Annotated in this window: 25 protein-coding genes; 14 read left to right on the top strand and 11 right to left on the bottom strand. The window is 61.6% G+C overall.

Features of this window, described 5'->3' with window-relative positions; translation table 11 throughout:
• Positions 1–19 precede the first annotated feature (19 nt).
• From IE125_RS15790 to IE125_RS15780, 3 genes are all read left to right on the top strand, one after another.
• Entirely contained in the window at positions 20–823 is an 804-nt protein-coding gene (locus tag IE125_RS15790) for an enoyl-CoA hydratase/isomerase family protein (protein WP_189445638.1), read from the top strand.
• A 49-nt stretch (positions 824–872) separates the two neighbouring features.
• A complete protein-coding gene (locus IE125_RS15785) occupies positions 873–2,129 on the top strand; it encodes a benzoate/H(+) symporter BenE family transporter (protein ID WP_189445637.1) in 1,257 nt (418 codons plus the stop codon).
• Between the two features lie 172 nt (positions 2,130–2,301).
• Complete coding sequence (locus tag IE125_RS15780; RefSeq protein ID WP_189445636.1) at positions 2,302–3,153, top strand: helix-turn-helix transcriptional regulator; 852 nt, start codon at positions 2,302–2,304, stop codon at positions 3,151–3,153.
• On the opposite strand, the gene IE125_RS15775 is transcribed toward IE125_RS15780, so the two are convergent.
• Positions 3,146–3,943 (bottom strand): DODA-type extradiol aromatic ring-opening family dioxygenase, encoded by a 798-nt coding sequence (locus tag IE125_RS15775; protein ID WP_189445635.1) that lies wholly within the window; start codon positions 3,941–3,943, stop codon positions 3,146–3,148. The genes IE125_RS15780 and IE125_RS15775 overlap by 8 nt on opposite strands.
• A gap of 305 nt (positions 3,944–4,248) precedes the next feature.
• On the opposite strand from IE125_RS15775, the gene IE125_RS15770 reads away from it, so the two are divergent.
• Together IE125_RS15770 and pepN are read left to right on the top strand one after the other, a co-directional pair.
• Entirely contained in the window at positions 4,249–4,659 is a 411-nt protein-coding gene (locus IE125_RS15770) for a YbaN family protein (RefSeq protein WP_189445634.1), read from the top strand.
• Between the two features lie 93 nt (positions 4,660–4,752).
• Positions 4,753–7,407, top strand: coding sequence for an aminopeptidase N (pepN, locus tag IE125_RS15765; protein WP_189445633.1), 2,655 nt, complete (start codon positions 4,753–4,755; stop codon positions 7,405–7,407).
• 91 nt (positions 7,408–7,498) lie between these two features.
• Here the strand turns inward: pepN and IE125_RS15760 are convergent, their stop codons facing one another.
• The 5 genes from IE125_RS15760 to IE125_RS15740 all read right to left on the bottom strand — a co-directional run bounded on the left by IE125_RS15760 (position 7,499) and on the right by IE125_RS15740 (position 12,253).
• A complete protein-coding gene (locus tag IE125_RS15760; RefSeq protein ID WP_189445632.1) occupies positions 7,499–8,596 on the bottom strand; it encodes a glycerol dehydrogenase in 1,098 nt (365 codons plus the stop codon).
• 102 nt (positions 8,597–8,698) lie between these two features.
• Positions 8,699–10,174, bottom strand: a complete 1,476-nt coding sequence (gene aldA, locus IE125_RS15755; protein WP_189445631.1) for an aldehyde dehydrogenase — start codon at positions 10,172–10,174, stop codon at positions 8,699–8,701.
• Positions 10,175–10,399: 225 nt separating this feature from the next.
• A complete protein-coding gene (locus tag IE125_RS15750; protein WP_308430154.1) occupies positions 10,400–10,687 on the bottom strand; it encodes a hypothetical protein in 288 nt (95 codons plus the stop codon).
• A 19-nt stretch (positions 10,688–10,706) separates the two neighbouring features.
• Complete coding sequence (gene nfo, locus IE125_RS15745; protein WP_189445630.1) at positions 10,707–11,552, bottom strand: deoxyribonuclease IV; 846 nt, start codon at positions 11,550–11,552, stop codon at positions 10,707–10,709.
• A gap of 92 nt (positions 11,553–11,644) precedes the next feature.
• Complete coding sequence (locus tag IE125_RS15740) at positions 11,645–12,253, bottom strand: hypothetical protein (RefSeq protein WP_189445629.1); 609 nt, start codon at positions 12,251–12,253, stop codon at positions 11,645–11,647.
• Positions 12,254–12,518: 265 nt separating this feature from the next.
• Between IE125_RS15740 and IE125_RS15735 the strand changes: the two genes are divergently transcribed.
• Both IE125_RS15735 and IE125_RS19450 read left to right on the top strand, forming a co-directional pair.
• Positions 12,519–12,722 (top strand): putative motility protein, encoded by a 204-nt coding sequence (locus tag IE125_RS15735; RefSeq protein WP_189445628.1) that lies wholly within the window; start codon positions 12,519–12,521, stop codon positions 12,720–12,722.
• 556 nt (positions 12,723–13,278) lie between these two features.
• Positions 13,279–13,551, top strand: a complete 273-nt coding sequence (locus IE125_RS19450; RefSeq protein ID WP_189445627.1) for a DUF1127 domain-containing protein — start codon at positions 13,279–13,281, stop codon at positions 13,549–13,551.
• Positions 13,552–13,645: 94 nt separating this feature from the next.
• Here IE125_RS19450 and IE125_RS15725 read toward each other — a convergent pair whose 3' ends face one another.
• The 3 genes from IE125_RS15725 to IE125_RS15715 form a co-directional block, all read right to left on the bottom strand.
• Positions 13,646–14,443, bottom strand: a complete 798-nt coding sequence (locus IE125_RS15725) for an HpcH/HpaI aldolase family protein (RefSeq protein ID WP_189445626.1) — start codon at positions 14,441–14,443, stop codon at positions 13,646–13,648.
• 77 nt (positions 14,444–14,520) lie between these two features.
• Positions 14,521–15,489 carry a tripartite tricarboxylate transporter substrate binding protein gene (locus IE125_RS15720; protein ID WP_189445625.1) on the bottom strand — a complete coding sequence of 323 codons (969 nt, stop codon included), beginning with the start codon at positions 15,487–15,489 and terminating at the stop codon, positions 14,521–14,523.
• A gap of 151 nt (positions 15,490–15,640) precedes the next feature.
• Positions 15,641–16,141 (bottom strand): Lrp/AsnC family transcriptional regulator, encoded by a 501-nt coding sequence (locus IE125_RS15715; protein WP_189445624.1) that lies wholly within the window; start codon positions 16,139–16,141, stop codon positions 15,641–15,643.
• Between the two features lie 227 nt (positions 16,142–16,368).
• On the opposite strand from IE125_RS15715, the gene IE125_RS15710 reads away from it, so the two are divergent.
• A complete protein-coding gene (locus IE125_RS15710) occupies positions 16,369–18,069 on the top strand; it encodes a 2-isopropylmalate synthase (RefSeq protein ID WP_189445623.1) in 1,701 nt (566 codons plus the stop codon).
• 107 nt (positions 18,070–18,176) lie between these two features.
• On the opposite strand, the gene IE125_RS15705 is transcribed toward IE125_RS15710, so the two are convergent.
• On the bottom strand, positions 18,177–19,025 hold the full coding sequence (locus tag IE125_RS15705) for a formate/nitrite transporter family protein (protein ID WP_229809163.1): 849 nt from the start codon (positions 19,023–19,025) through the stop codon (positions 18,177–18,179).
• Between the two features lie 104 nt (positions 19,026–19,129).
• Between IE125_RS15705 and IE125_RS15700 the strand changes: the two genes are divergently transcribed.
• The 4 genes from IE125_RS15700 (at position 19,130) to IE125_RS15685 (ending at position 22,768) form a co-directional block, all read left to right on the top strand.
• Positions 19,130–19,825 (top strand): MgtC/SapB family protein, encoded by a 696-nt coding sequence (locus tag IE125_RS15700; RefSeq protein ID WP_189445621.1) that lies wholly within the window; start codon positions 19,130–19,132, stop codon positions 19,823–19,825.
• Between the two features lie 68 nt (positions 19,826–19,893).
• Positions 19,894–21,096, top strand: coding sequence for a multidrug effflux MFS transporter (locus tag IE125_RS15695; protein ID WP_189445620.1), 1,203 nt, complete (start codon positions 19,894–19,896; stop codon positions 21,094–21,096).
• Positions 21,097–21,299: 203 nt separating this feature from the next.
• The gene (gene yegS / locus IE125_RS15690) at positions 21,300–22,223 is read left to right on the top strand and encodes a lipid kinase YegS (RefSeq protein ID WP_189445619.1); all 924 of its coding nucleotides are present in this window, start codon (positions 21,300–21,302) and stop codon (positions 22,221–22,223) included.
• A 101-nt stretch (positions 22,224–22,324) separates the two neighbouring features.
• A complete protein-coding gene (locus IE125_RS15685) occupies positions 22,325–22,768 on the top strand; it encodes a nucleoside deaminase (protein ID WP_189445618.1) in 444 nt (147 codons plus the stop codon).
• Between the two features lie 116 nt (positions 22,769–22,884).
• On the opposite strand, the gene IE125_RS15680 is transcribed toward IE125_RS15685, so the two are convergent.
• A complete protein-coding gene (locus IE125_RS15680; RefSeq protein WP_035471072.1) occupies positions 22,885–23,091 on the bottom strand; it encodes a cold-shock protein in 207 nt (68 codons plus the stop codon).
• Positions 23,092–23,660: 569 nt separating this feature from the next.
• On the opposite strand from IE125_RS15680, the gene IE125_RS15675 reads away from it, so the two are divergent.
• Positions 23,661–24,077 (top strand): NINE protein, encoded by a 417-nt coding sequence (locus IE125_RS15675; protein ID WP_229809162.1) that lies wholly within the window; start codon positions 23,661–23,663, stop codon positions 24,075–24,077.
• Positions 24,078–24,129: 52 nt separating this feature from the next.
• A partial coding sequence (locus IE125_RS15670) for an exopolysaccharide biosynthesis protein (protein WP_189445616.1) occupies positions 24,130–24,692 on the top strand: 563 nt, incomplete at its 3' end.

Genomic DNA, 24,692 nt, shown 5'->3' with positions numbered 1-24,692 from the left:
CAATTTCCAGGAGATTTCCATGACCCAATCTGCGCTTATCGAGTTTCTGTCTTCCACCTTCGATGGTTTTCATGTCCATGTCGACAGTGAGCGTGAGCGAGCCGACATCGTACTTGATCGGCCGCCGTTCAATATTATCGCGATGACTCAGCGTGATGCACTTCGTCAGGTGTTCGAGGCGCTTGATGCTCACGATGATGTGCGTGTGATCGTGTTGCGCTCCGAAGGCGAGCACTTCTCCAGCGGCGGCGATATCAAGGGCTTTCTTGAGGCGTCACCCGAGCATGTCTCCAAGTTGGCATGGAACGTGGCGGCCCCGGCACGTTGTGAGAAACCGGTTATCGTCGCCAACCGGGGCTACACCTTCGGCGTCGGCTTCGAACTCTCACTCGCCTGCGATTTCCGCATCGCCTCGGAGACGACGCGCTACGCGTTGCCCGAGCAGAATCTTGGTCAGATTCCCGGCTCGGGCGGCTCCGCCCGGCTGCAGAAGATTATCGGCATCACACGTACCAAGCACATGGTGATGCGGGCTAAACGGATCAGCGGTGCCACGGCGCTCGATTGGGGTATTGCGACCGAATGCGTTGCCGACGTGGAGCTGGAGAACGCGACGCAAGCACTGGTCGACGAGCTCCGTGGCTTCTCGCCGCTGGCCCAGCGCACGGCGAAGAAATTGATCAACGATAACGAAGATGCGCCGCTATCCGTCGCTATCGAGATGGAAGGCCACTGCTACAGCCGCTTGCGAAGCTCTGCTGACTTCCGGGAGGGCGTCGAAGCCTTCCACGGCAAACGCAAGGCGGTTTTCCATGGCGAATGACCCCTGATGATCGATCAATACCGACATAACAACATCGTGGAGCTACGCCATGCCAATCGACAATGATCAAGAAACGTCGGCTTCGAACAATCTTCTCAACGACACTGGTGGGCTGCTCTCGGCATTCACCGTCAAATCCATTAGCGCCGGCGTCGTCGCGGCGCTGTTCGGCTGCTCTGGACCGGCGCTGATCGTGATCAGCGCGGCAAATGCTGGTCATCTCAGCAACGGACAGACTGTCGCCTGGCTCTTCGCCGTCTATTTCCTCGGTGGGCTCATCAGCCTGGTAATGGCTCTACGCTATCGTCAGCCGATCACCGGAGCCTACTCGATTCCGGGAGCGGCGATCATGAGCACGGCACTAGTTACGATCCCGTTTGCGGAGGCGACCGGTGCCTTCATCATGAGCGGCATCATCGTGCTGCTGTTAGGCCTTAGTGGCTGGGTGTCACGAATCATGCGCTGGCTGCCCATGCCGATCGTGATGGCGATGATTGCGGGAGCTTTGATCCGCTTTGGCGTCGGCGCGGTGGAATCGGTGGGGGCTGCGCCACTGGTGGCCGGGACGGCACTGATCGCGTTTTTCCTGACCTCGCGCTTTCTCAGGTCGGTGCCGCCGGTGCTGGTCGCGGCGGTGGTCGGCTTCGTCGTTGCCTACGCTAGTGGTGCGGTGCAGACAGCCAATGTGGATATCGCCATGGTCGCACCGCAGTTCACGCTGCCGGTCTTCTCGCTGGACGCCTTCATGGCGATCTCGGTGCCGCTGGCGGCGCTGGTGCTGGGCGCGGAGAATGCTCAGGCAACCGGTGTGTTGCTGGCGGAGGGCTACCGGCCACCGATCAATGCGATGACTATCGTTAGCGGCATCGGTGGTGTGCTGGCCGGCTTGCTCGGGGGCCACAACGCCAATATTGCTGGACCGATGACGGCCATCTGCGCGTCTGAGCAGGCCGGTGAAGCACGTGATCGCCGCTTCGGCGCGACGATCGTCAATGGGGTGCTGTTCTGCGCCTTCGGATTATTTGCGGGAGCCGCAGTGCCCATCATCATGGCGCTGCCCAAAGCACTCATCGCCAGCGTCGCAGGCGTCGCGATGATCGGGGTGCTGATCGCTGCGTTGCAACAGGCGTTCGACCGTCAAGTCGGTTATCAGGTTGGAGCGTTCGTTGCGTTGGTCGTGGCGATGAGCAAGCTGAGCCTGCTGGGTATCAGCTCTCCGTTCTGGGCGCTGGTGGCAGGTATCATCATCTCCTCCATACTGAGAGAGGCGCCAGGCGCTGGTTCCCGCACCGTCAGAACGCAGTGAGAGATGCTTGATTGGCTCGGTGCTCCATCTCGAAAAGGGTGTCAAACCTTCGCGGTGGCCTCTTCGCCTTTGGTGGCATGAAGTCTATGGCGTCTGTATCCAATGGTAATCTTTCCAGCATTCGCTTCTCTCGCGAGTCATTTTCGGGACGCTTCAGGATTGATGTGCGCCAATGTCGAACGCTTATCGAATCTTTCACGGCGGTTTCGGACGGATCGCCCTTCTGGATATGGACGAACCACTGGTGCCGCACGCGCACTCGGAATGTCACGTACTGATTAAAGCGTCGGGAGAGGACACATTTTTCTCGGTGCGAGGGCGGCGTTTCCCGCTAACCGACAACACCGCCGTTGTGATCAATGCCTGGGAGCCGCATTTCTATGATCATCAGGCTGGCGTTTCCGAAAGTGTGATTCTGGCGCTCTATATAGAGCCACGTTGGTTGGCGGCACTGCAGACTGATCTTTCCACCAGCGCGCGTCCGGACTTTTTTCTGCATCCCTGTGTGGAATTGAGCTCGGTGATACGGCGTCAAGCCGATGTTTTGATCGAGGAGATGCTGAGTTTCGGCCCCAAATCCCGTGAAACGATGGAGTCGCTGCTGTTCGATCTGCTGATATCGATCATGGAGCGGCACTCCGACTGGCATCATCTCGCTCGGCTGCGTGTGGGAAGCGCCGGCGATTTTCATGATGCTCGTATTCGCCGGGCCACGGAGACCATCCTTGCCGCGCCGCCTGGTACGGTAGATATTGATCTGATCGCTCGCCAATGCGGGCTGTCGCGCGCGCATTTCTTCTCATTGTTCAAGCGGACGACCGGCATGACGCCACAGATGTTGGCCAACATGGGCCGCATGCGTTCTGCTTTCCGCTGGCTTTCGGACAATCGCCATGGCTCGCTCGGCGAGTTGTCGCTAGCGCTTGGTTTCCCCGAGCAGGGGCATTTCACCCGCTTCTTTCGGCGACATATTGGCGCCGCGCCGAGCCAGTATCAGCGGGTCATGGACGACTGCATTAGCTAGTTTCGGGGCCGATCCCCTCACTCCCTAGCGCCAGCATGCTCAGATTACCGAACATGAAGCTTTCGTGAAGCACGGCTAGCGACTTCCCTTCCATGGCGCCCAGGCACATCAGCAGCGGCAGGAAGTGCTCCGGTGTCGGGTGGGCATGGCGCGCATTCGGCGCTTCGTTCTGCCAATTCGCCATCGCCTCCAGATCGCCGCGGGCGGCGACATCGATGACCCAGTCGTGGAACTTTTGCGCCCAGGCATCGGGGGCATCATGGCCGAAATGGCGATCGCCGAGGTTGTGAGTGGCGGCGCCCGAGCCGGTCAGCATGAAATCGTTCGCTTCGACCCAGCGACCGAGTGCGGCGGCGATGGCGAGCTGGCCGTGCGCGTCGAGTTGCATCGGCACGCTGACGGGGATCAACGGCACATTGGCCTCGGGCCACATCAGCGACAGCGGCGACCAGATGCCGTGATCCAGCGGTCGCTCGGGATCCAGGCGAGCATCGATACCCGCGGTGGCGAGCTCGCCGACCAGCCGCTCGGAGGTCGTCGGAAGGCCCGGCGCCGGGTATCGCAGGCGGTAAAGTGCAGCGGGAAAGCCGTGGAAATCGTGCCATGTATCGGGCCTCTCGGCAGCACCCACGACGAGACCAGGGGCCTCGAAGTGCGCCGAGATCACCAATGCGCCACGCGGCTTCGGCAATTCGCGGCCCAGCTCAAGCAGGAAGGTGCGGGCGGGGTGATCGGCCAGGGTGAGATCTGGCGATCCGTGAGAGAGATAGAGCACTTGACGCTGGGTCATGATCGGGGGTCCTGAGGGTCAGCAGCTCCCGTTAGCCTACGCCGATCGCCGGCAGCCACTAGCGGCAGAGTGGCGAAAGAATGATTTCCCGATCGTGAACGGTGGTGTCGTCGTTGCTCTTCGATGAGCTTCCGAAAAGGCGAGCAAGCCCTCGTACGTTCAATCCCTCACACGTTGGAGGAGAGAGCTGGAGCTGGTTTACACTGTGGCAGTCGATCGTCATTTTCACCCGTCAAGACGTTCAGCGGTGGCTCCGGCATCCACCACGACGGAATGTCTCGCCCAATCGTAGTGGGGATCACGGCATGCGCAATGCCATCTACGTCACCTTGGCCGCCATCAGCTTTGCGCTGGGCGTGATCGGTCTTTTCCTGCCGGTGATGCCGACCACCTGCTTCATGCTGGCAGCCGTCTGGCTGGCTTCCAAGGGCTCGCCGCGTTTCGCCAACTGGATCCGCACCCACCCCCGCTTCGGCCCCTCCATTCAGGCCTGGGAGCGTGAACGCGCGATTCCCAGGCATGCCAAGATCATGGCGGTGAGCATGCTCAGCGTTTCCTGCGTGGTCATCGGCTTCGCGGTATCTCTGCTGTGGCTGAAGGTCGGATTGATCCTCGGCCTCGTGGCGCTGTCGATCTGGATCGTGACGCGCCCGCTACCGAGTCTGCAGTGTCCGATACGGGAACTGTGGCCGGAGAAGTCCCCCGACCGTCGCTGATTCCACCACACCGGGTTCGCGCTCGGGATTCGATATCGATCCGCTCGGGCGGGTAGAATGGTCGGCGATTTCACCCACAACAAGGAGCGTTTCATGTCAGAGATGCAAGCGACCTATCTCAAGGATTACCTGCCGCCGGCCTATCGAGTGACGCACACCGAACTCACGTTCGATCTCGACCCGTCGGCGACGCGAGTCAAGGCGCGCTTGCACGTGGAGCGTCATCCCGAACGCGACGAGGCGGACCTGCCGCTGGAACTTTTCGGCGAGGCATTGACGCTCGTCAGCGTGGCAATCGATGGCCAACCGCTCGAACCGCATGAGTTTCAGGAAGACGAGAAGGGGCTGACGATCACACGGGTACCGGCCCGCTTCCAGCTCGACACCGAGGTGGAAATCGACCCGGATGCCAATACCGCGCTCGAAGGGCTCTACCGTTCAAACGGCATGTTCTGCACCCAGTGCGAGCCGGAGGGCTTCCGCCGGATCACGTTCTATCCGGATCGCCCGGACGTCATGGCGACCTTCTCGACAACCGTGATCGGCGACGCCAAGACGCTACCGGTGCTGCTCTCCAACGGCAATCCGGTCGAGAAGGGTGAGCTGCCCAATGGGCGTCATTTCGTCACCTGGGAAGACCCACATCCCAAGCCCGCCTATCTGTTCGCGCTGGTTGCCGGTAGCCTGGAGAAGGTCGAGGACCACTTCACGACGATGAGCGGCCGCGAGGTGCTACTGCAGATCTGGGTCGAGCCGGAAAATCTCGACAAGACCGAGCATGCGATGGCCTCGCTCAAACGCTCGATGAAGTGGGACGAGGAGACTTACGGGCGCGAGTACGATCTCGACCGCTTCATGATCGTTGCCGTCAACGACTTCAATATGGGCGCGATGGAGAACAAGGGGCTCAACATCTTCAATTCGGCGGCCGTGCTGACGCATCCGCAGACCGCCACCGATGCGACTTTCCAGCGTGTCGAGGGCATCGTCGCCCACGAGTACTTCCATAACTGGTCGGGCAATCGCGTTACCTGCCGCGACTGGTTTCAGCTCTCCTTGAAAGAGGGCTTTACCGTTTTCCGCGACCAGACCTTCTCCGCTGATGTCAATTCGGCACCGGTCAAGCGCATCGAAGACGTCTCGTTTTTCCGCACGGCACAGTTCGCCGAGGACGCCGGACCGACCGCGCACCCGGTGCGCCCCGATCACTACATCGAGATCTCCAACTTCTACACGTTGACGATCTACGAAAAAGGGGCAGAAGTGGTGCGCATGCTGCGCCATCTGCTGGGCTGGGACGACTTCCGCCGCGGTAGCGATCTCTACTTCGAGCGCTTCGATGGTCAGGCGGTGCGTATCGAAGACTTCGTCGCCTGCATGGCAGAAGTTTCCGGACTCGATCTGAACCAGTTCATGCGCTGGTACGCGCAGGCGGGCACGCCGGAGATCGACGCGCACGGCGAATACGATTACGCCACGGGCCACTATCATCTGCGCCTTTCGCAACGCACCCCGGCGACGCCGGGCCAGTTCGACAAGCTGCCGCTGCACATTCCAGTTCGCATGGGGCTGGTCGGTACCAAATCCGGTCATGACCTCACGCTCAAGCTGACCGATGAATCCGGCGAAACGCAGACGCTCGGCAAGGATGGCGTCATTCACCTGCGTGAGGCCGAGCAGACCTTCGTCTTTACCGACGTCGAAGAGGCGCCGGTGCCGTCACTGCTGCGCGGCTTCTCGGCGCCGGTCAAGCTGCGCTATCCCTACTCGCGTGAGGATCTCGCCTTCTTGCTCACGCATGATTCGGACGGCTTCAATCGCTGGGACGCCGGGCAGCGCCTGACCCTGCTGGCGCTCGACGATCTCATCGCGGCGCACCGCAACGGCGTCGAGAAGGTGATGGACGTGCGCCTGGTCGACGCTTACCGGGCGCTTTTGACCGAGGCGAGTGACGACAAGGCCGTGCTGGCGGAGATGCTGACACTACCGTCGGAGGCCTACATCGCCGAGCAGCAGCCGGTCGTCGACGTCGACGCCATCCATGCCGCCCGCGAGTTCGTCCGTCAGTCGCTGGCCTGGCAGCTGCGTGACGAATTTCTCGCCGTCTACCATGACAACCGGTCGGACGAGGCGTACGCGCCGACGCCGGAGCAGATCGCCGAGCGCCGGCTCAAGAACGTGGCGCTGGCGTATCTGATGAGCGTGGAGGACGAAGAGGCCGTGACGCTGACGCAGCAGCAGCTCGATCAAGGCGCCAACATGACCGACGTGCGGGCGGCGCTGACGCTACTGGCTCACAGCGACCGATCCGATCTGGCCGAGCCCGCCTTGAAGGCGTTCGGCGAGAAGTGGGCGCACGATCCGCTGGTGATGGATCAGTGGTTCACGATTCAGGTCACCCGCCCGCAAGCCGACGTGCTCGAGCGCGTACGTTTCCTGATGAACCATCCGCTGTTCTCGCTCAAGAACCCGAACAAGGTACGCGCGCTGATTGGCGCCTTCGCCCAGAACCGGGTCAATTTCCATCGGCTCGATGGCGAGGGTTACAAGTTGCTTGCGGATGTGGTGATCGAACTCAATCGCCTCAACCCGGAGATCGCCGCACGAATCATCACGCCGCTGACTCGCTGGCAACGCTTCGACGAGACTCGCCAGGCGCTGATGAAAGCCGAACTCGAACGCATTCGGGCCGAGAAGCTTTCGCCCAATGTGTACGAGATGGTCGAGCGCGCGCTCGCCGACGCCTGACACGGCTTCGCGGGCTGATGTCCTGACGCAGAACGGCCGCTCATCGAGCGGCCGTTCTGCGTTACGGTTCAACTGTGTGTGGAAGGTTGATTCAGTCGATCGTCTGGCTCAACGCATCGACCGCGATGATCGCATCGGCAATTTGCGCCGCGGTGAGGTTCGGATTGAGGTTCTTCAGCGTATCGCCATCGCTGTTGGCGAGTTCGCCGATCTTGAGCAGCCCTTCGCGGTCGACACCGTCAAGGTGAATGGCCTTGAGCGTCGTCGGCATGCCGATCGAGCGGTAGAAACGGATATACTGCTCGATCTCCTGATCCGGACGCTGCTCGAGCACCATCTGGGTCAAGGTGCCGTACGCCACTTTCTCGCCGTGGGTCATGTGATGGATATCGCCCTCGACCGCGGTGAAGCCATTATGGATGGCGTGCGCACCCGCCAGCCCGCCGTTCTCGAAACCGAGTCCGGAGAGCAGCGTGCTGGCCTCGACAACTGCCTCCACCGCAGGCGCCACCACCTGGCGCTTGACGGCTTCACAGGCGCTGTAACCCCAGGTCAGCAGCGTCTCTTCGCACGCCTCGGCGATCGCCATGCCGGCAATGGTCGGGTCGCCGCCCACCATCGATTTTGCGTGCGAGCGCTTGACCGCCTGCGCCTCGACAAAGGTGGCAAGGCCATCGGCGATACCGGAGGCGAACAGTCGCACCGGGGCCTGCGCGCAGACGTGGGTATCCACGACCACCAGATCCGGATTGCGCTTGTAGAAACGGTAGCTGTCGAATACGCCTTCGTCGGTGTAGATCACGGAAAGGGCGGAGCAGGGCGCGTCGGTCGAAGCGATCGTCGGTACGATCACGACCGGCTGGTCGAGCTCGTCGGCGACTGCCTTGGCCGTATCGAGCGTCTTGCCACCGCCGACGCCGATCACTAGCGCAGTTTTCTGTCCACGCGCTATGTCGGCCAGGCGCCGAATCTCGTTGTTCGACGCCTCGCCGTTGAAGCGCTCGTAGTGATAGCTGACGCTGGCTTCGTCGAGTGACGCGCGAGTGCGCTCGCCGACCAGGCCCCAGACGATATCGTCCGCCATCACGAAGGCGTTGGTGGCAAGCTCAGCGACCTGCTCGCCGAGCCGGTCGAGCACGCCGGCACCCTGAACGTACTTGCGTGGAGATGCGAAGATGAACTGGCTCACGTTGACTCCTGATGTCAATACTGCCCGAGATGGCCGCCGGGCGTCGGCAAGCGTGTCTCTCGGTGTACACGGCGCCACTTAGGCGTGATTTAGGCATAAACCTCAGGCGTAGTGGACGTACATCGTCTTGCTCTTCACGTAAGCCTCGAGGCCGTATTTGCCGTCTTCCCCGCCCAGGCCGCTGTTGCGGTAGCCCTTGTGGAAGCCCTGGACGGATTCGCCGGCCCCGCGGTTGACGTAGATCTCGCCGAAATCCAGCTCCCGGGTGAGCGCCATCAGATGCTTCACGTTCTGGGTGAAAACGTAGGCCGACAGGCCGTATTCGGAGGCGTTGGCATATTCCATCGCCTGTTCGAAGCTATCGACCTTCATGATCGGAGCTACCGGGCCGAAGATCTCCTGCTTCATGATGTCCATGTCGTTGTTGACGTCGGTCAGGATCGTCGGCGCGTAGTAGTTGCCCTTGTCGTAGTCGCCGCCGGTCAGGCGCTGGCCGCCAGTCAACAGAGTCGCGCCCTGGCTCTGGGCTCGCGTCACCATGTCATGAATTTTGTCGAGTTCGGCGGCGTTGATCTTGGGACCCATGTCGACATCCTTGTCGGTCAGCGGGTTGCCGACCTTGAGCGCCTCGACGCGCGTCTTGAAGCGCTCGAGAAACCGCTCGAAGATACCCGACTGCACGTACATGCGTTCATTGCAGGTGCAGACCTGGCCACAGTTGCTGTAGCGCGAGGCGATGGCGGCATCGACGGCGGGGTCGAGGTCGGCGTCGTCGAGCACGATGAATGGCGCCTTGCCGCCTAGCTCGAGGCGAACGATCTTCAGGTGCTCTGCGGCGGCCTTGTTGATCTCGCGACCGCCGCGCACGCTGCCGGTCATGCTGACGAGCTGAGTGATCGGGCTGGTGACGAGATGATTGCCGACGTCGCGGCCGCGTCCATTGACCAGGTTGATGACGCCATCCGGAATGCCGGCCTGGCGCGCCAGCTCGACAATCTCGAGTGCGGTGAGTGGCGTCTCCTCCGAGGGCTTGAGCACGATGGTATTACCGGCGGCGAGCGCGGGGCCGACCTTGCGCCCGACCAGGGCGGCGGGGAAGTTCCATGCGGTGATGCCGACGACGACGCCATGCGGCACTTTCTGAATCCAGATCTGCTCGTCCGGGTCGTCGGCGGGGATGATGTCACCCTCCAGACGGCGGGTATTCTCGGCGGCGAAGCGAATCAGATCGCAGCACATGCCGACGTCGGCATCCGCCTCGGCTAGCGGCTTGCCCTGTTCGGTCGTGATCAGTCGAGCCAGCCTGTCACGGTGCTGCTGGATCAATTCGATCAGCCGATAGAGATGATCGGCGCGTTCGACGGCGGTCTTGCGCGACCAGGCGGGAAACGCCTGTTGCGCCGCCTTCAGCGCGTCGTCGGCCATCTTTTCGTCAGCCATGGTGACTTTCGCAATCACCTCGCCCGTGGCGGGGTTGATCACGTCGAGCAGCTCGCTCTTACCCTCGATCCACTGCCCGCCGATGAACTGGTTGTAGACATCGACGCCGTTCTGCTGCGATTTGAGTGCCTGACTCATGCTGCTGACTCCTTGTCCGATTTCCCGGCTATCAGGTTTCCTCGAGAAGCGGCGACCCCGGTTGTCGATAGGTCGCTAATCAACGCCTCGGTGTGGTCTCAAGGTGGTAGACGGCAACACGATTGACAAGTTCGGCAGCAAGAACGATTCGCGCCACTAGACCCTGGGCGCCGTTGAAGCCCGGCGTATCGAGCGCGCAGCCATGGAGCAGGCGGCCTCGCGATATCAGCGGATCAGCCAGCTCAGGATCAGCAGGCCGAGGAGCAGCCAGAGGATACCGCCGACGATACCGCCGCGAAGGAGCGCACGTACGCCGTTGATCAGCAGCAGCACGCCGACGATCAGCACGCCGATGCTGAAGATCGAGTTGTTGATGCCCAATGCGCCGGTCAGGCCGTCGACGAAGCCATCCATGGCGCCCCAGACATTGCCGAACAGCCCGTTGAGCAGATCGACAATGGTGCGCAGCACATTGCCCAGCGCCTCGCCCAGCCAGTTGAAGAATCCATCCATGATGATAAAAGGTCCGATATCAGGTGAGTGACTGATCGCGCAGCCATTGAATTTCGTCAGGCCAGATTGCCGGCTCGACGGTTTCCAGGATCAGCGGAATGTCGTCGGTACGCGAGTCGCGCATCAGCGCCGCGAAGCCGTCCAGACCGATATTGCCCTTGCCCAGGCTGTGGTGGCGGTCGACGCGGCTGGCGAACGCACTCTTGGCATCGTTCAAGTGCATGCCTCGCAGAAACTCGATACCGACGACCGACGCAAACGTATCGAGCATGGCGATCGCGTCCTCGGCGCTGCGCAGGTCGTAGCCGGCGGCGAAGGCGTGGCAGGTGTCGATGCAGGCGCCGACGCGGGACTTGTCCTCGACCTGGTCGATGATCTCGGCGAGCTGCTCGAAACGGAAGCCGAGATTCGATCCCTGACCAGCGGTGTTCTCGATCACGGCAACGACGAATTCGGTCGCGGCGTGTGTCTCGTTGATCGAGTCGGCGATGCGTTTGAGGCACTCGCTCTCGCTGATTCGCCCCAGGTGGCTGCCAGGGTGAAAATTGAGCAGCGTGAGGCCCAGCTGCTCGCAGCGTTGGCACTCGTCGAGAAAGGCAGCACGCGACTTCGCGAGCGCTTCCGGTTCGGGGTGACCCAGATTGATCAGGTAACTGTCGTGGGGCAGGATCTGGGCCGGTGAGAAGCCGTGATCTCGACACGCCTGCTTGAACGCGGCGATCGTCTCCTCCGCCAACGGTTTCGCTTTCCACTGGCGCTGGTTCTTGGTGAATAGCGCGAAGGCGTTGGCGCCGATCTCGACGGCGCGGGCCACGGCCTGGTCGACCCCGCCGGCCGCGCTGACGTGGGCTCCGATGGTTTTCATGATAAATCGTATTCCTGATCTGCAAGCGGAGGGAGTTTACCAGCCGGGCCTGCGGGCTGCCTCGACCCATTGTTCGGGGTCTCCCGCGAGTCTCAGTGGCCTGACGGGAACGAGACGCCGGTGTTGATCGTGCGCAGACGCGCCATGGCCGCATCCTGGCTGAATGGGGCTGGCCTCGGCGGATCGTAGACATCGCCTCGGGTCCCCTGGACGATGAGGTCGATGGCGTAACAGGTATCGTCGACCACGGCGCGATAGGCGTGAATCGACTGGAAGTGACTCATGCCGGCGTCGCCGACGGTGAAGGAGACGAAATCATGGCCCCCGATGCGCACTGTCTCCGGCGCTGCAGACGACATGTCGGACGGTTCATCGGTGCAGGTCTCGAGCGCCCTCGCGTTTCGGCTGGTACCGAGTCGCCAGAGGCCGGTGGTGATCTCGTCGGAGTCGGGCAGTGACAGCGTCAGCAGGCGCTCACCGTCGTCACCAGCCTCTGACGCCCAGCTGCCATTGTCGAAGTAGCCATCCTCGGGGGCGTCGAGGCGCTCGAATGTCGCGTCATAGGTGACGGCGATCTCATGGTCGGGGGCGCTAAAGGTCGTCGTGGTTGGCGCGCCCCGGTCGGCGGGTCTTGGGGAGCCCATCTGATCGGGCCCATGCGCCTGACAGGCGCCGAGCACGAGCGGCGCGGCAAGCAGCATCCCGAGGGTGGCGCACCGCGAGGGGTGACGTGGGAGCGGGGGAGGAATCGGGGCGCGAGCTGGACGGTTACCTGGCATAGTCGAATTTCCGTTGATCGATGGGCTGATCACTACTGCTGACAGCGTAGGACACCCGGCGGTTCGAGGGGCGTGTTAAGGCATCGTCATATCAAAACATCGTCGTGTTAAAGCATCGTCGCGCGGCGCCGATAGTCATACTGAAGGACGATAGGCCAAAGATTTCAATCCGTAGAGAGGAGTGAGAATGGATACCGCCGTGAATGCTGCCGTCGGCTCAGCGCTGGCGCTGCAACAGGTCAAGCAGGAACAGCAAGCGCAGAGTAGTCTGCTCAAGCAATCCCTCGACGGACAGGCTGCCCATATCGAGCAGTTGATGTCCTCCGTGGCGCCGAGCACGACGCTTGCCACCACGGGTAGTCTCGGCACGCAGATCAACACTTACGCTTGAATGTCGTGGCTCAGGCGCCAGCGACAAGCGCCAATGGTCATGTTGTGCTGTCGCGTCACTGGCGCGGCAGCATTTTTTGATGGCTTGCGAGATTATGTCCTTGATCGGATGAAAACACTCTCTCATCCGATCTCTCCGGAAAGTCACATCGCTTCGGAAAGTCACGCTGCGCAGATTACTCGCGTTTTCTGTTCACGGATTTACTGATGAATACCGCATGGACCATTATTTTGTGATCTCGTGGTTGACGCTTGATCGACGGTTGCGTTTAATCAGAATGAGTTGAGGATCGATAACTCGATTTTCAACTCATCCATGCCCGAAACCAGGGCTCATTGATTTGCGGAAATTCCTGATGCTTTTTCATCGCCCGACCTGCCTATCACTATCGAATACCGTGCGCCGTCATGGTATGCGAGTGCGTGTTACGTCGCGGATTTCGGACTGAAAAAACATCACCGGCCGCGGCACTCGTCGCGGTCGAGAAAGTTAGTCAGCCTCTTCTCTTTTTCTGCTGCGATTCGTGTCCGGCCTCCGCGTAACGGAGATCGGAATCATGATTTATCGTCGTATCATCAGTTCGTTGAAAAGAAAACGGCAGACCCGTCACCAGTTACACGAAGACTACCGAGCACTGTCTCATCTCAGTGATCATATGATGAAAGACATCGGTCTCCGTTGGGAGGAAGGCGAGATCGTATCGATCACGCCGGTACCGATAACTCGAAAGGCGCATGAAAACGCTGAAGCTGCCGCTAGTGATGCGATAACGGGGGGAGTTCATGATGACCCCGGAATCTGTCGGCACTGCGGAGCAAAGCTGGCTTAGATCGGCCCCGGTCACAGGATGTGACCGGGGCTTTTGCTGTTAGTCCTCGCTGGTGGTACGAGACGTCGTTCGTCGCGCGCAATGTGCCGGACGCTCAGTAACCCAGAGTCGAGCTTGCCTTGGGTGTTTCCGGCCTGTAGCGGGAGAGCGTTTCGAGTGCGGCCTGACGGAGCAGAGAGATATCGATACCGACGGCGATGAAGTCGAACCCCCATTCGGCATAGCGCCTGGCGTCTGCCTCGGCAGGCGCCAGAATTCCCGCGGCCTTGCCGGCTGCCTTGGTGGCTTCGAAGGTGTGGCGAATCATTGCCTGTACCTCCGGGTGATTGGGGTTGCCGACGTGACCGACTCCGGTCGAGAGGTCGACAGGGCCGACGAAGACCGCGTCGATGCCTGGCGTGCCGGCGATGGCTTCGGCATTGTCCACGCCGCCTTGCGATTCGACCTGCACGATCAGGCACAGCTCCTCGTGGGCGGTCGCCAGATAATTTTCCACGCCGTCCCAGCGGGTCGCGCGGGTCAGCCCGCCGCCGACACCGCGAAAGCCGTGCGGCGGGTACCGGGTGGCGGCGACCAGGTTGGCCGCCTGCTCGGCGCTCTCCACCATCGGGATCATCAGCGTCTGTGCGCCGATATCGAGCAGTTGCTTGATCAGTGCCGGGTCGTGATTGACCGCACGCACGACCGGCGCGCTGGCGTAGGGGGCCACTGCCTGCAGCTGAGCCAGAATCGATGGCACGGTATTGGGCGCGTGTTCGCCATCGATCAATAGCCAGTCAAATCCGGTCGTTGCGAGAATTTCGGTGGCATATCCGGTCCCGAACCCTGCCCAGCAACCGTAGCGCGGTTCACCGGTCAGGAGAGATTGGAAGCGATTGGTCGGCAGCAGCATCGGCGCACTCCTGGTATGACGCGGATAAGAGAGTCAGCTTGAAAGCGTTTTCGGTGATGCGAGGGGCAAGAAAAGGTTCACTCTGGGGTCAAGCCCATTTCGCCCATGACGCGTCCGAATTTCTCGTCGTCCTCGGCCATCAGCTGCTGGAAGCCTTCGGCATCGCGCCAGACCACACCATACCCCTGTTTGGCCATGAACTGCTGATAGGCGTCGCTGTCGTAGGCTTGCTTGAGTGCCGTCTCGAGCTTGGCGACGACATCTTCTTCCATGCCTTTGGGGCCGACGATGCCGCGCCAGGCGCCCATGGTGAAGTCGCTGTCGATCTGCTCGTGCATCGTCGGGATCTTCGGGAATCCCTCGAGCCGGTCAGGCGTCATGACACCCAGACTGCGAATTTCGCCCGCATCGATCATCGCGCGAGCCTCCGGCAGCGACGAAGCGACCAGGTCTATGCTGTCGGAGGCAAGCTCCGTCATCGCCGGCGCGGTTCCTTGGCTGGGCACCCAGGTAATCTTGCCGGCGGGGATGTCCTGCTCCATCAGGAAACCGTTCAGTGCTACATGCCAGATACCGCCCAGCCCGGTACCGGAGGCGGTATAGGTTCCCTGCGGGTGCTCCTTCACCTGGGTGATGAAATCCTCGATGTCGTCGAATTCGGAGTCCTGGGTCACCGACAGGCTGGCGGAGTCGAAATTGATCTGGGCGATCGGTGTGAAATCCTGATAGGTCAGGCCGGTCAGCCCCTGCCAGTGCATCATCGCGACTTCGACCGTCGCCAGCCCCAAGGTGTAGCCGTCGGGCCGGGCGTTGGCGATGGCGGTGTGGCCGACGACGCCGCTGCCGCCGGTGCGATTGACCACATTGATGGTCTGGCCGAGCTGCTGTTCGAGCGAAGAGGCAATGATACGCGCGGTCGCGTCGGTACCGCCGCCGGCGGCCCAAGGCACGATCAGCGTGATCGGCTTTTCCGGATAGTCGGCCAGCACCGCAGGCGACAGCGAAAGCAGGGCGGAAACCAGCAGCAGGGAGCGCTTGTTTTTCATGAGAGCCTCGGCAACTTGACGGTTCAAGATGAACTTTGCGTGCAAAGTCGACGCCAGCTCAGTGTCGATCACGCGTCGCCGGGCGCACAATTGCGCTTATGTCTAAGGGCGCTGGTATCCGCCGCGCTTGCGCGGCATCGCAGCCAAGCGATCAGGCCGACGAGACCAGATCCGTGGGGACCGGCCGGTTCTCGAACACGCGTCGTAGCACGAAGCTGGTATGTGCGCCGGTCACGCCCTCGATGCGGTTGATGACGTGCAGCAGCAGGTGCTGATAGTGATCCATGTCCTGGACCAGAATCTTGAGCTGAAAATCGGCGGCCTGGCCAGTGATGATCAGGCACTCGACGATGTTGGGAATATCGCGGATGTAACGCTCGAAATTGTCGAAGCGCTCAGGCGTGTGAAGGTCCATCGAGATATGCAGCAGGGCCATGAGCTGATAGCCGAGCCGGCGTGAATCGACCTCCGCGCGATAGCGGGTGATCAGGCCGTGCTCCTCCAGCGCCCGCACGCGACGCAGACAAGGGGAGGGGGAGAGACCGATGCGATCGGCAAGTGTCTGATTGCTGAGCCTTCCGTCTTCCTGAAGCAGCTCGAGGATACGGCGATCATAGCGATCCAGTGTGAGAGGCGTGGGCGATGATGGCATGGAGTTGGCAGACCCTGTCTTGATTGGATGTTTGTAAGGCAGAATATGCCATTGCCGGCGAGGATTCTCGTATTTTCGCAAGAATCTGTCGCCTCGAAAGGCTTACACTGTTCATGCTGTCAAAAGCAGCCGACGATACGGTGCCCGCCACCCTTGGGTGCCCCTCTCGACCGGTCCGCCAGAAGCGACCGACGACCACTGAATTCTTCAAGCTCAGGAATCTCGACATGTCTGCTTTCGACCATCGTGCCTTCGATCACAAGAAGTATCGCCCGGCGCCCCGCGTCCCCGCCTTCGACCGTCAGTGGCCGGATCGTGATCTCGATCACGCGCCGATCTGGGTCAGTGAAGATCTACGGGACGGCAATCAGGCGCTGCTCGAGCCGATGAGCGTGGAGCAGAAAAAGCGTTTCTGGCACCAGATCATCAAGGTCGGCATCAAGGAAGTGATGGTCGGTTTCCCCTCGGCGAGCCAGCCGGACTACGACTTCGTGCGCTGGCTGATCGAGGAGAACCAGATTCCCGACGATGTGACCATCGCCGTGCTGGTGCAGTGCCGCGAGCATCTGATCGAGAAGACGTTCGACTCGCTGGTCGGCGTCAAGCGCGCGATCATTCATCTCTACAATTCCACGTCGACGACGCAGCGCGAGCGCGTGTTCGAGATGGATCGGGCCGGCATCGTCGATATCGCGGTGCAGGGTGCGACCTGGGTCAAGACCCACGCCGAGCGCTATCCTGACGTCGACTGGCGTTTCCAGTACTCTCCGGAGAGTTTTTCCAGCACCGAGATCGACTTCTCGCTCACGATCTGTGAAGCGGTGATGGATGTCTGGCAGCCGACGCCGGACAACAAGTGCATCCTCAACCTGCCGACGACGGTCGAGGTCGCCGGACCGCACCATCACGCCGACCAGATCGAGTACTTCTGCCAGCACATCAAGAACCGCGATAGCGTGATCATCTCCGTCCATACCCACAACGATCGCGGTGGCGCGGTGGCTTCCGCCGAGCTTGCGCTGCTCGCCGGCGCCGAGCGGGTGGAGGGTACGCTGCTGGGCAACGGCGAGCGCACCGGCAACATGGATATCGTCACGCTGGCGATGAACCTCTACAGCCAGGGCATCGATCCCGAGCTGGATCTGTCGCGCCCTGACGAGATCATTCAGGTCGTGCACGAGTGCACGGGCATCCAGATGCATCCGCGGCATCCCTGGGTCGGCGAGATGGTCTATACCGCGTTCTCCGGCAGTCACCAGGATGCGATCCGCAAGTCGCTCAAAAAGCAGCAGCCTGACGAGCCTTGGCAGGTGGCCTATCTGCCGATCGACCCGCGCGATATCGGCCGCGACTACCAGGCGGTGATTCGCGTCAACAGTCAGTCCGGCAAGGGGGGGATGGCGTTTCTGCTCGAGCGCGATTACGGCATCAGTCTGCCGCGTTGGATGATGCTCGCGCTGGCACCGCATGTGCAGCAGGAGAGCGAGAAGCGGGCCAGCGAACTCTCGAGCGAAGTGATTCGGGAGGTGATGTTCGACCGCTTTCAGCGCCAGGCGCCGCTGTCGCTTGCCGACTACCGGCTCTCCAAGGGCCAGGATGAGGGAATCGAGGTGACCTTGTGGCAGGGCGCCGAGACGCTGCGGCTTTCGGGCAAGGGCAACGGCGCGATGTCGTCGTTTACCGCCGCCTGGCAGAAGCACTCTGGCGTGAGCGTCGGCATCATCGATTACAGCGAGCACTCGCTCGGCGGCGACAGCGATGCCAACGCGATCGCTTTCGTTCAGCTGAACGTGGGAGGACAGCGCATCTGCGCAGTCGCCGAAGACAGCGATACCGTCAGTGCCTCGCTGAAGGCGGTGATCTCCGGCATCAATCTTGCCGAATCCAGCGCGACCAGCGCGATGCGCGAGATGGAAACTGCCCAGTGACAGGGTAATTGCTGGAATGATCGGCCGGAAGGGCGCCCCACGGGGCGCCCTTCTTCGTTAGGCCGGTGTGTTACCAGGCCAGCATCTTTACCGCTCCAGTACCGAAATCAGCGATCGCTATCGCTGCGGATCTGCGCGTGGCTGATCAGCGCGAAGATGAAGGTGCCACCGAAGACGTTGCCGGCGAGCGTCGGCAGTCCGAAGTGGAACAGATACTCGGTCCAGTCGGCGTGGCCGGCGAACACCAGATACATCACTTCGGTCGAACCGACGATGATGTGGGTGAAGCCGCCGATCGCGACAAGGTAGGTGACGATTAGAATCACCCAAATCTTGGCACTGCCGGCACTCGGCAGCAGCCACACCATGGTGGCAATCATCCAGCCGGCGACGATGCCCTTGGCGAACATCTGCATCGGGGTGTTCTCGAGAATATGCTCGCCGAGTGCCAGAAAGGCTTCGTGAGTGTCCATCGAGAAGATCGGCAGGGCATAGATGGCCCAGGCCGAAACGAACACGCCGATCAGGTTGCCGATCAGCACCACCCCCCAGAGACGCAGCAGGCACAGGAAGCGGTCGAGCCGCGGCTGGCTCATCACCGGCAGCACTGCGGTCACGGTGTTCTCGGTGAAGAGCTGCTGGCGCGCCATGATGACGACCAGAAAGCCGACGGTGTAGCCGATCGACTCGATGAGGAAGCCGCCGTCGGTCATGGGCAGATGTGCGCGCAGAATGCCTTTGGCGAGCATCGAGAAGCTCATCGAGAGTCCCGCGGCGATCGCCGACCAGAGCAGGGCGGAAACGGTGCGGCCGAGCTCCTTCTCGCCCTCCTCGCGAATGGTCTCGTGAACGGCGGCGGCGCGCGAGGGCAGCTCGTCGCCGTTCAGATGCAGGTCGTGCTCTTCGCCATCGCCCTTGACGCGGCTGGGGGGCGTGAGGTCGTCGTGTTTGCTCAATCGGGTCATCCTTGTCATGACATCGGTATGGCGCGCGCGACCGGCGGCGGTCGTCGGCGCTATGCTCAGAACGATAGATGGAAAAACGCTCGGGAGACAGTCGGATGTCTACAGTATCGCTGACGATTTTGACGCATCTGGGAATGGCCTGGCTCGCCGGCAGTCTGATCGGCCTGGAGCGAACCTTTCATGGCCGACCGGCGGGGTTTCGCACCCACGCACTGGTCTGCGTCTCCTCCGCCTTGCTGATGATCGTGACGGTCTATCAGTGGCAGTGGCTCGGTAGTGATGTGCCGGAGTCCACCGTGCGTACCGATCCGACGCGCATGGCCCAGGGCATCATGACCGGGATCGGTTTCCTCGGTGCGGGGGTGATTTTCAAGGAAGGTCTCACGGTCCGTGGGCTGACCACGGCCGCGTCGATCTGGATGACATCGGCACTGGGCATTCTCTACGGTATCGGATTTCTGGTCCCTGCCGTGCTGGCCACGGTCCTGACATTGTTGACGCTCTCTCTGTTTCGTATCGTCGAGGCGCGAGTGCCGACGAGAACCTTCGCCCGCTGCATACTGCGCTGCGATAGCCAGAAGGTCCTCGACGAAGGCACCATCGTTGCCATGATGCGGGAGCATCGCTTTCACGTGGAGAGCTTCAGCTACCGCACGCGAGACGATGGCAGGCAATTCGAATATCGAATGATGTTGCGCACGCATCATCGCAAGTACCTGGCGCTGCTGGCGCGCGATCTGCTCGCCAACCGGGATCTACTGGAATTTCAGCTATCGCCGACTGGTGACTGATCGCGAATGTTTGTCATTCGGGAGCCACCCGCTACAGTGGTCGCTTTCGTTGGGAAGACGAGGTCGCGATGCCGGTAGGGAAAGCCAGGCCGCCGTTCTGGGTGTTGATGGGTGCGATCATGCTGTCGCCGTTGGCGATCGATATCTTTCTGCCCGCGTTGACCGCCATGGCGCGCGATTTCGAGCGCTCTCCCGCCGCGCTGCAGATGACCATCACGCTGTTCCTGATGAGCGTGGGGGCGGGGCAGGTTCTGGTCGGTCCACTGGCGGACCGGTTCGGCCGACGCCCGGTTCTGCTCGGTGGGGCCGGGCTTTATGGCGCGGCGGCGCTGCTGGGCATGACGTCGGTCTCACTGGAGATGCTCTATGCTTCGCGCGTGCTGCAGGGGCTTGGCGCCTGCGCCACCGTCACGGTGGCGTTCGCCGCCGTGCGCGATGGCTACACGCCGACCGAAGGCGCGCGGCTATACAGCTATCTGAACGGTTCGCTGACGCTGATTCCCTCCATTGCACCGCTGCTCGGCGGAGCTTTGACCGTCGCGTTGGGATGGCGAAGCAACTTTGCCTTCATGGCCGGTTTTGCCGCGCTACTCTGGATCGGCGCCTGCTGGCGCTTCGCCGAGACGCGGCCCGTGGACGTTCCCGTCGAGCGACATCTGTATCGCTGGTCGCGTTATCGCCCGGTGCTCTTCGATCGTCGCTTTCTCTACTTTGCGGCGGTGGTCAGCCTGATGATGGCGGCCATTCTGGTCTATGTGTCAGCGGCGCCCGTGGTGCTCATGGATCGACTCGGTCAGCCGGAATGGGTCTTCAGCCTGTGGTTCGGCGCCAATGCCCTGGTGAGTACCATCGCCTTTTTCGTCGTGCCGAAATTGATGGCGCGCTGGGGCCGTATGGTCACGGTGCAGCGAGGTTTGATCGTCGTGGCGGCGGGCGGATTGCTCATCGCCATTCTATTCGTCTCGCTACCGCTATCGGTGGTGACCTTCATGGCGCCAGTGGCGTGGCTCTCGATCGGCTTTTCGATGGTTCTCGGCGCCGCCGCGAGCCTGGCGCTGGAACCGTTTCCCGAGCGGGCAGGAACCGCGGCCGCGCTGCTTGGTGCGCTGCAACTGGGCGGCGGTGCGTCTCTGGCAACGCTGCTTCTGCTGACGCCAGTGCCCCCGCGGCTGGCACTGACGCTGTTGTGCACGGGCGCTGGTCTATTGCTCTGGCAGCTCGGCAAGCGCCCGGTGATATCCGACGGCCGGGCAACCTCGGTGGAATCCTGACGCCCCCATGTTGTCTCAGCAGCGCCGATCCCTCGCCGACACCACTTTCATGAGCGGCCCGGCATCGCAGGCTCCTGCAGCGACGCCGGCTGGGCTAGACTGTAGCTCGTGGTGTCGGGCGACACGGTGATTCGCGACCCGGGAAGGGCCGCGCCGATATGGCGGTTTCGTCCGCCGAACGGAGTCTAGAAGGAAGTATCTGTATGGCCGAGCATGGCAGGGATGGCACCTGGTTGATACTCAATGGCAAGTCCGCTCAACAGCCGGACGTTCGTGAAGCCGTCGAGCGCGTGCGAGCGTCGGGGCATCGGCTCGATGTCCGGGTGACCTGGGAAGGTGGCGATGGGCAACGCCTGGTCGACGACGCCGTACGGGCGGGCATCTCCCGTGTCGTCGCCGGTGGCGGCGATGGCTCGATCAACGAGATCGTGGCCGGCCTCATGGCGCACGAGCGTAGCGCCAGACCCGCGCTCGGTATTCTCCCGCTGGGCAGTGCCAATGACTTCGCCAACGGCTTGAACCTGCCGCTGGCGCCCCAGCCAGCGCTGGCGCTCGCCGTGAGTGGAGAGGTGCGCGATGTCGATGTCGGCATGCTCGACGACGAACCATTCATCAATGTCGCTTCCGGGGGCTTCGGCGCCGAGATAACGACCTCCACGCCGGTCGGGCTGAAACGTCTTCTCGGCGGTGGTGCCTACTCGCTGATGGGCATGCTGAAGGCGTGGAACTACCAGCCGTTTGAGGGACATCTCCGCTGGCCGGATGGCGAAGACCGGGTGCCGCTATTCATGCTTGCCATCGGTAACGGCAGTCAGGCCGGAGGTGGCCAGCAGCTCGCGCCGTCGGCCAAACTCGACGATGGTCTGCTGGAGCTGTTATTCGTCCGTCATTTCAATTCGCTGGGCGAGCTCAAGCGCATCATCGACGAGCTGGAAAATCTCCCGCACGATGGACACTTCGTTCGCTATCTTCGCGTGCCGTGGGTCGAGTTCGACAGTGACGGCGCCTTCCCGCTCAATCTGGACGGCGAACCGCGTCGGTATCACCGGTTCCGGGCCGGGTTGGAGCAAGAGGCGATATCGCTCGTCGTGCCCGAACGCTCACCGCTGCTCGGCCGAGACCAGTGACTCAGCCGGTTCTCTGCCACACGGCGCCGGCTTTCTCTGTCACACGGCGTTGCCGGGGACGAGCCGCTTTCAACCATCAGCCCTGATCGAGGAGTCGCAACATGCCGGAGCCTTACCTGCAAACCGCCATCGATGAGGCGCGGCGCGGACTGGAGAGCGGTGGCGTGCCGATCGGTTCGGTACTGGTCCATCGTGGAGAGATCATCGGCCGTGGGCACAACCAGCGCCAGCAGCGGGGTAGCGCCATCCTGCACGGCGAAATGGATGCACTGGAGAATGCCGGCCGTCTGCCCGCCGAGGTCTATCGGGAATCGGTGCTGTATACCACGCTCTCACCGTGCGCCATGTGCAGCGGCGCCATCCTGCTCTACGGCATTCCGCGGGTCGTGGTCGGGGAAAATCACACCTTCATGGGGGAAGAGGCGCTGCTGCGCAGTCGCGGCGTCGAGGTCGATGTGGTGGATGACCCGACCTGCCGGCAGATGATGACGCAGTTCATCACCGAGCACCCGGAGATCTGGAACGAGGATATCGGGGAGCCCTGAAGCGTTCGCTGCCGGGGGATTCATGACATGGCTCGGCTCGCATCCTGGCGCCGGCAGTCGAGGCACACAAAAAAGCCCACCTGATCGGTGGGCTTTGCTCAAGCGTTCGCGCTGACTTAGCCGCTGACCTTGATGTTAGCGGCCTGAAGGCCTTTTTTGCCCTGCGTGACGTCGAAGGTGACCTTCTGGCCATCCTGCAGGGTCTTGAAGCCTTCTGCCTGAATTTCGGAGAAGTGTGCGAACAGATCATCACCGCCGTCGTCCGGGGAGATAAATCCGTAGCCTTTGGTGTCGTTGAACCATTTGACAGTGCCAGTTGCCATTGTCGATATCCTTAACTTGCATGGTGATGTTGCCGAGCCTCCCCCCAGGGGAGCCCGAATTGCGTGGTCAGACCAGGGGGGGAATGCGCAAGAGGAGTTCGACGAGATCGACTGACAACTGACGACATTCTACCTGCAAACCTACGCAGCGGATGATGCATGTGCCCGCCAAATCTCGTCAAGCGGCCCACCACTTGACTTTGGACGGGTTTAAGACATGCCCCGCCTAAGCACCATAGATGGAATTTTCGGACACGTCTACAACATGGAAGAGGCTTTTTTAGCGCCAATCGCGGCATCGGGTATGGTTTTATTAACCCTTTTAAAGACGATTGAGACACCACTGTCATAGGTCCTCTTCGGGGGCGTGGTCCGTCAGGGCGTTATCACGGTCAAATCCGTGCCTGGCCAGTGATTGTTCACGTCTTCGCCCCCCCCAGCAGTATGCACGTCGGGCGGCGCCTCGGGTAAGCTATGCCTCCCGCCGGAGATCGATATCTTGATTTCCGGGGACGATGCATGGATTCAACCGCATGAATTCAACCGGTTCGCGATCAGGAGTGAAGCGCGTGGCGCAAAGAGATATCGGATTCAATGACACGCACAGCAAGATCATCGGCTACCTGCTCTGGCTGTTCGGGTTCACGGGGGCGCACCGCTTCTATTACGGCAAGCCTGTCACCGGCACGATCTGGTTTTTGACCCTCGGTCTGTTCGGCATCGGCTGGCTGATCGACGTGTTTCTGATACCGGCGATGGATCGACAGGCGGATTTCCGCTTTCGCGCCGGGCCGACCAGCTACACGCTAGCGTGGATACTGCTGACGTTTCTCGGCGTCTTCGGTATTCACCGTCTCTACATGGGGAAGTGGATCACCGGCGTGATCTATCTCTTCACTGGCGGGCTTTTTCTCATCGGCGTGCTCTACGATTTCTGGACGCTCAACGATCAGATTTCGCTGAAGCATGCGCGCCGCGGGCTGTAAGGAACGACGGCCCGGTATCGATCATTTCTAGAACGTCACAGGGAGGTGACGAATGGCCGAGCATTTCAAGCTCACCGACATACTCGAGACCCTCGATCAGCAGGTCGAGGATGACGAAATCACCCTGGGTGATATCGTCGATACCTTCAACTCGCGCGGGTTCGGCCCGGTCGTTCTGTTGCCCGGGTTGATCGTTCTGCTGCCGACAGGTGGTGTCCCCGGTATTCCCAGCCTCTGCGGCATCTTCATTGCGCTGATGGCGATCCAGCTCGTGCTCGGACGCCGCAGCCCCTGGCTTCCTCGCCAGATCAGCGAGCGGGGCGTCAGTCACGATCGCTGGCATAGAATCACTCAGCGGGTGAAGCCCTGGACGCAGCGCATCGACCGGCTGCTCAAGCCGCGCCTGCAGTGGCTGATGGGGTCGCTGACGCAGCGTCTACTGGCGCTGCTGATGGTGTTTCTGGGGCTCGGCATGATGCCGCTGGAGTTGTTGCCGTTCGCTGCGGCATTGCCGGCGCTGGCAATCGTTGTCATGGCGCTGGGTCTGACGGCCGGCGACGGCCTGATGATGCTGATCGGGCTCGCCGTCACGCTGGGCGGTGCGACCGGCCTCGG

Origin of the sequence: Salinicola rhizosphaerae (assembly GCF_014652715.1) — a bacterium.
GTDB classification, from domain to species: Bacteria; Pseudomonadota; Gammaproteobacteria; order Pseudomonadales; family Halomonadaceae; genus Salinicola; species Salinicola rhizosphaerae.
Note: the sequence above shows the minus strand (reverse complement) of the source record. Positions and strands in the feature narration are given on the sequence as shown.

Coding starts and splice junctions, on each gene's coding strand:
- pepN (WP_189445633.1), top strand. CDS start 4,753: ATGTCAGAGATGCAAGCGACCTATCTCAAGGATTACCTGCCGCCGGCC.
- IE125_RS15715 (WP_189445624.1), bottom strand. CDS start 16,141: ATGCCATCATCGCCCACGCCTCTCACACTGGATCGCTATGATCGCCGT.
- IE125_RS15740 (WP_189445629.1), bottom strand. CDS start 12,253: ATGCTGCTTGCCGCGCCGCTCGTGCTCGGCGCCTGTCAGGCGCATGGG.
- IE125_RS15680 (WP_035471072.1), bottom strand. CDS start 23,091: ATGGCAACTGGCACTGTCAAATGGTTCAACGACACCAAAGGCTACGGA.
- IE125_RS15710 (WP_189445623.1), top strand. CDS start 16,369: ATGTCTGCTTTCGACCATCGTGCCTTCGATCACAAGAAGTATCGCCCG.
- IE125_RS15790 (WP_189445638.1), top strand. CDS start 20: ATGACCCAATCTGCGCTTATCGAGTTTCTGTCTTCCACCTTCGATGGT.
- IE125_RS15700 (WP_189445621.1), top strand. CDS start 19,130: ATGTCTACAGTATCGCTGACGATTTTGACGCATCTGGGAATGGCCTGG.
- yegS (WP_189445619.1), top strand. CDS start 21,300: ATGGCCGAGCATGGCAGGGATGGCACCTGGTTGATACTCAATGGCAAG.
- IE125_RS15725 (WP_189445626.1), bottom strand. CDS start 14,443: ATGCTGCTGCCGACCAATCGCTTCCAATCTCTCCTGACCGGTGAACCG.
- IE125_RS19450 (WP_189445627.1), top strand. CDS start 13,279: ATGATTTATCGTCGTATCATCAGTTCGTTGAAAAGAAAACGGCAGACC.
- IE125_RS15685 (WP_189445618.1), top strand. CDS start 22,325: ATGCCGGAGCCTTACCTGCAAACCGCCATCGATGAGGCGCGGCGCGGA.
- IE125_RS15735 (WP_189445628.1), top strand. CDS start 12,519: ATGGATACCGCCGTGAATGCTGCCGTCGGCTCAGCGCTGGCGCTGCAA.
- IE125_RS15775 (WP_189445635.1), bottom strand. CDS start 3,943: ATGACCCAGCGTCAAGTGCTCTATCTCTCTCACGGATCGCCAGATCTC.
- IE125_RS15770 (WP_189445634.1), top strand. CDS start 4,249: ATGCGCAATGCCATCTACGTCACCTTGGCCGCCATCAGCTTTGCGCTG.
- nfo (WP_189445630.1), bottom strand. CDS start 11,552: ATGAAAACCATCGGAGCCCACGTCAGCGCGGCCGGCGGGGTCGACCAG.
- aldA (WP_189445631.1), bottom strand. CDS start 10,174: ATGAGTCAGGCACTCAAATCGCAGCAGAACGGCGTCGATGTCTACAAC.
- IE125_RS15720 (WP_189445625.1), bottom strand. CDS start 15,489: ATGAAAAACAAGCGCTCCCTGCTGCTGGTTTCCGCCCTGCTTTCGCTG.
- IE125_RS15780 (WP_189445636.1), top strand. CDS start 2,302: ATGTCGAACGCTTATCGAATCTTTCACGGCGGTTTCGGACGGATCGCC.
- IE125_RS15695 (WP_189445620.1), top strand. CDS start 19,894: ATGCCGGTAGGGAAAGCCAGGCCGCCGTTCTGGGTGTTGATGGGTGCG.
- IE125_RS15785 (WP_189445637.1), top strand. CDS start 873: ATGCCAATCGACAATGATCAAGAAACGTCGGCTTCGAACAATCTTCTC.
- IE125_RS15750 (WP_308430154.1), bottom strand. CDS start 10,687: ATGGATGGATTCTTCAACTGGCTGGGCGAGGCGCTGGGCAATGTGCTG.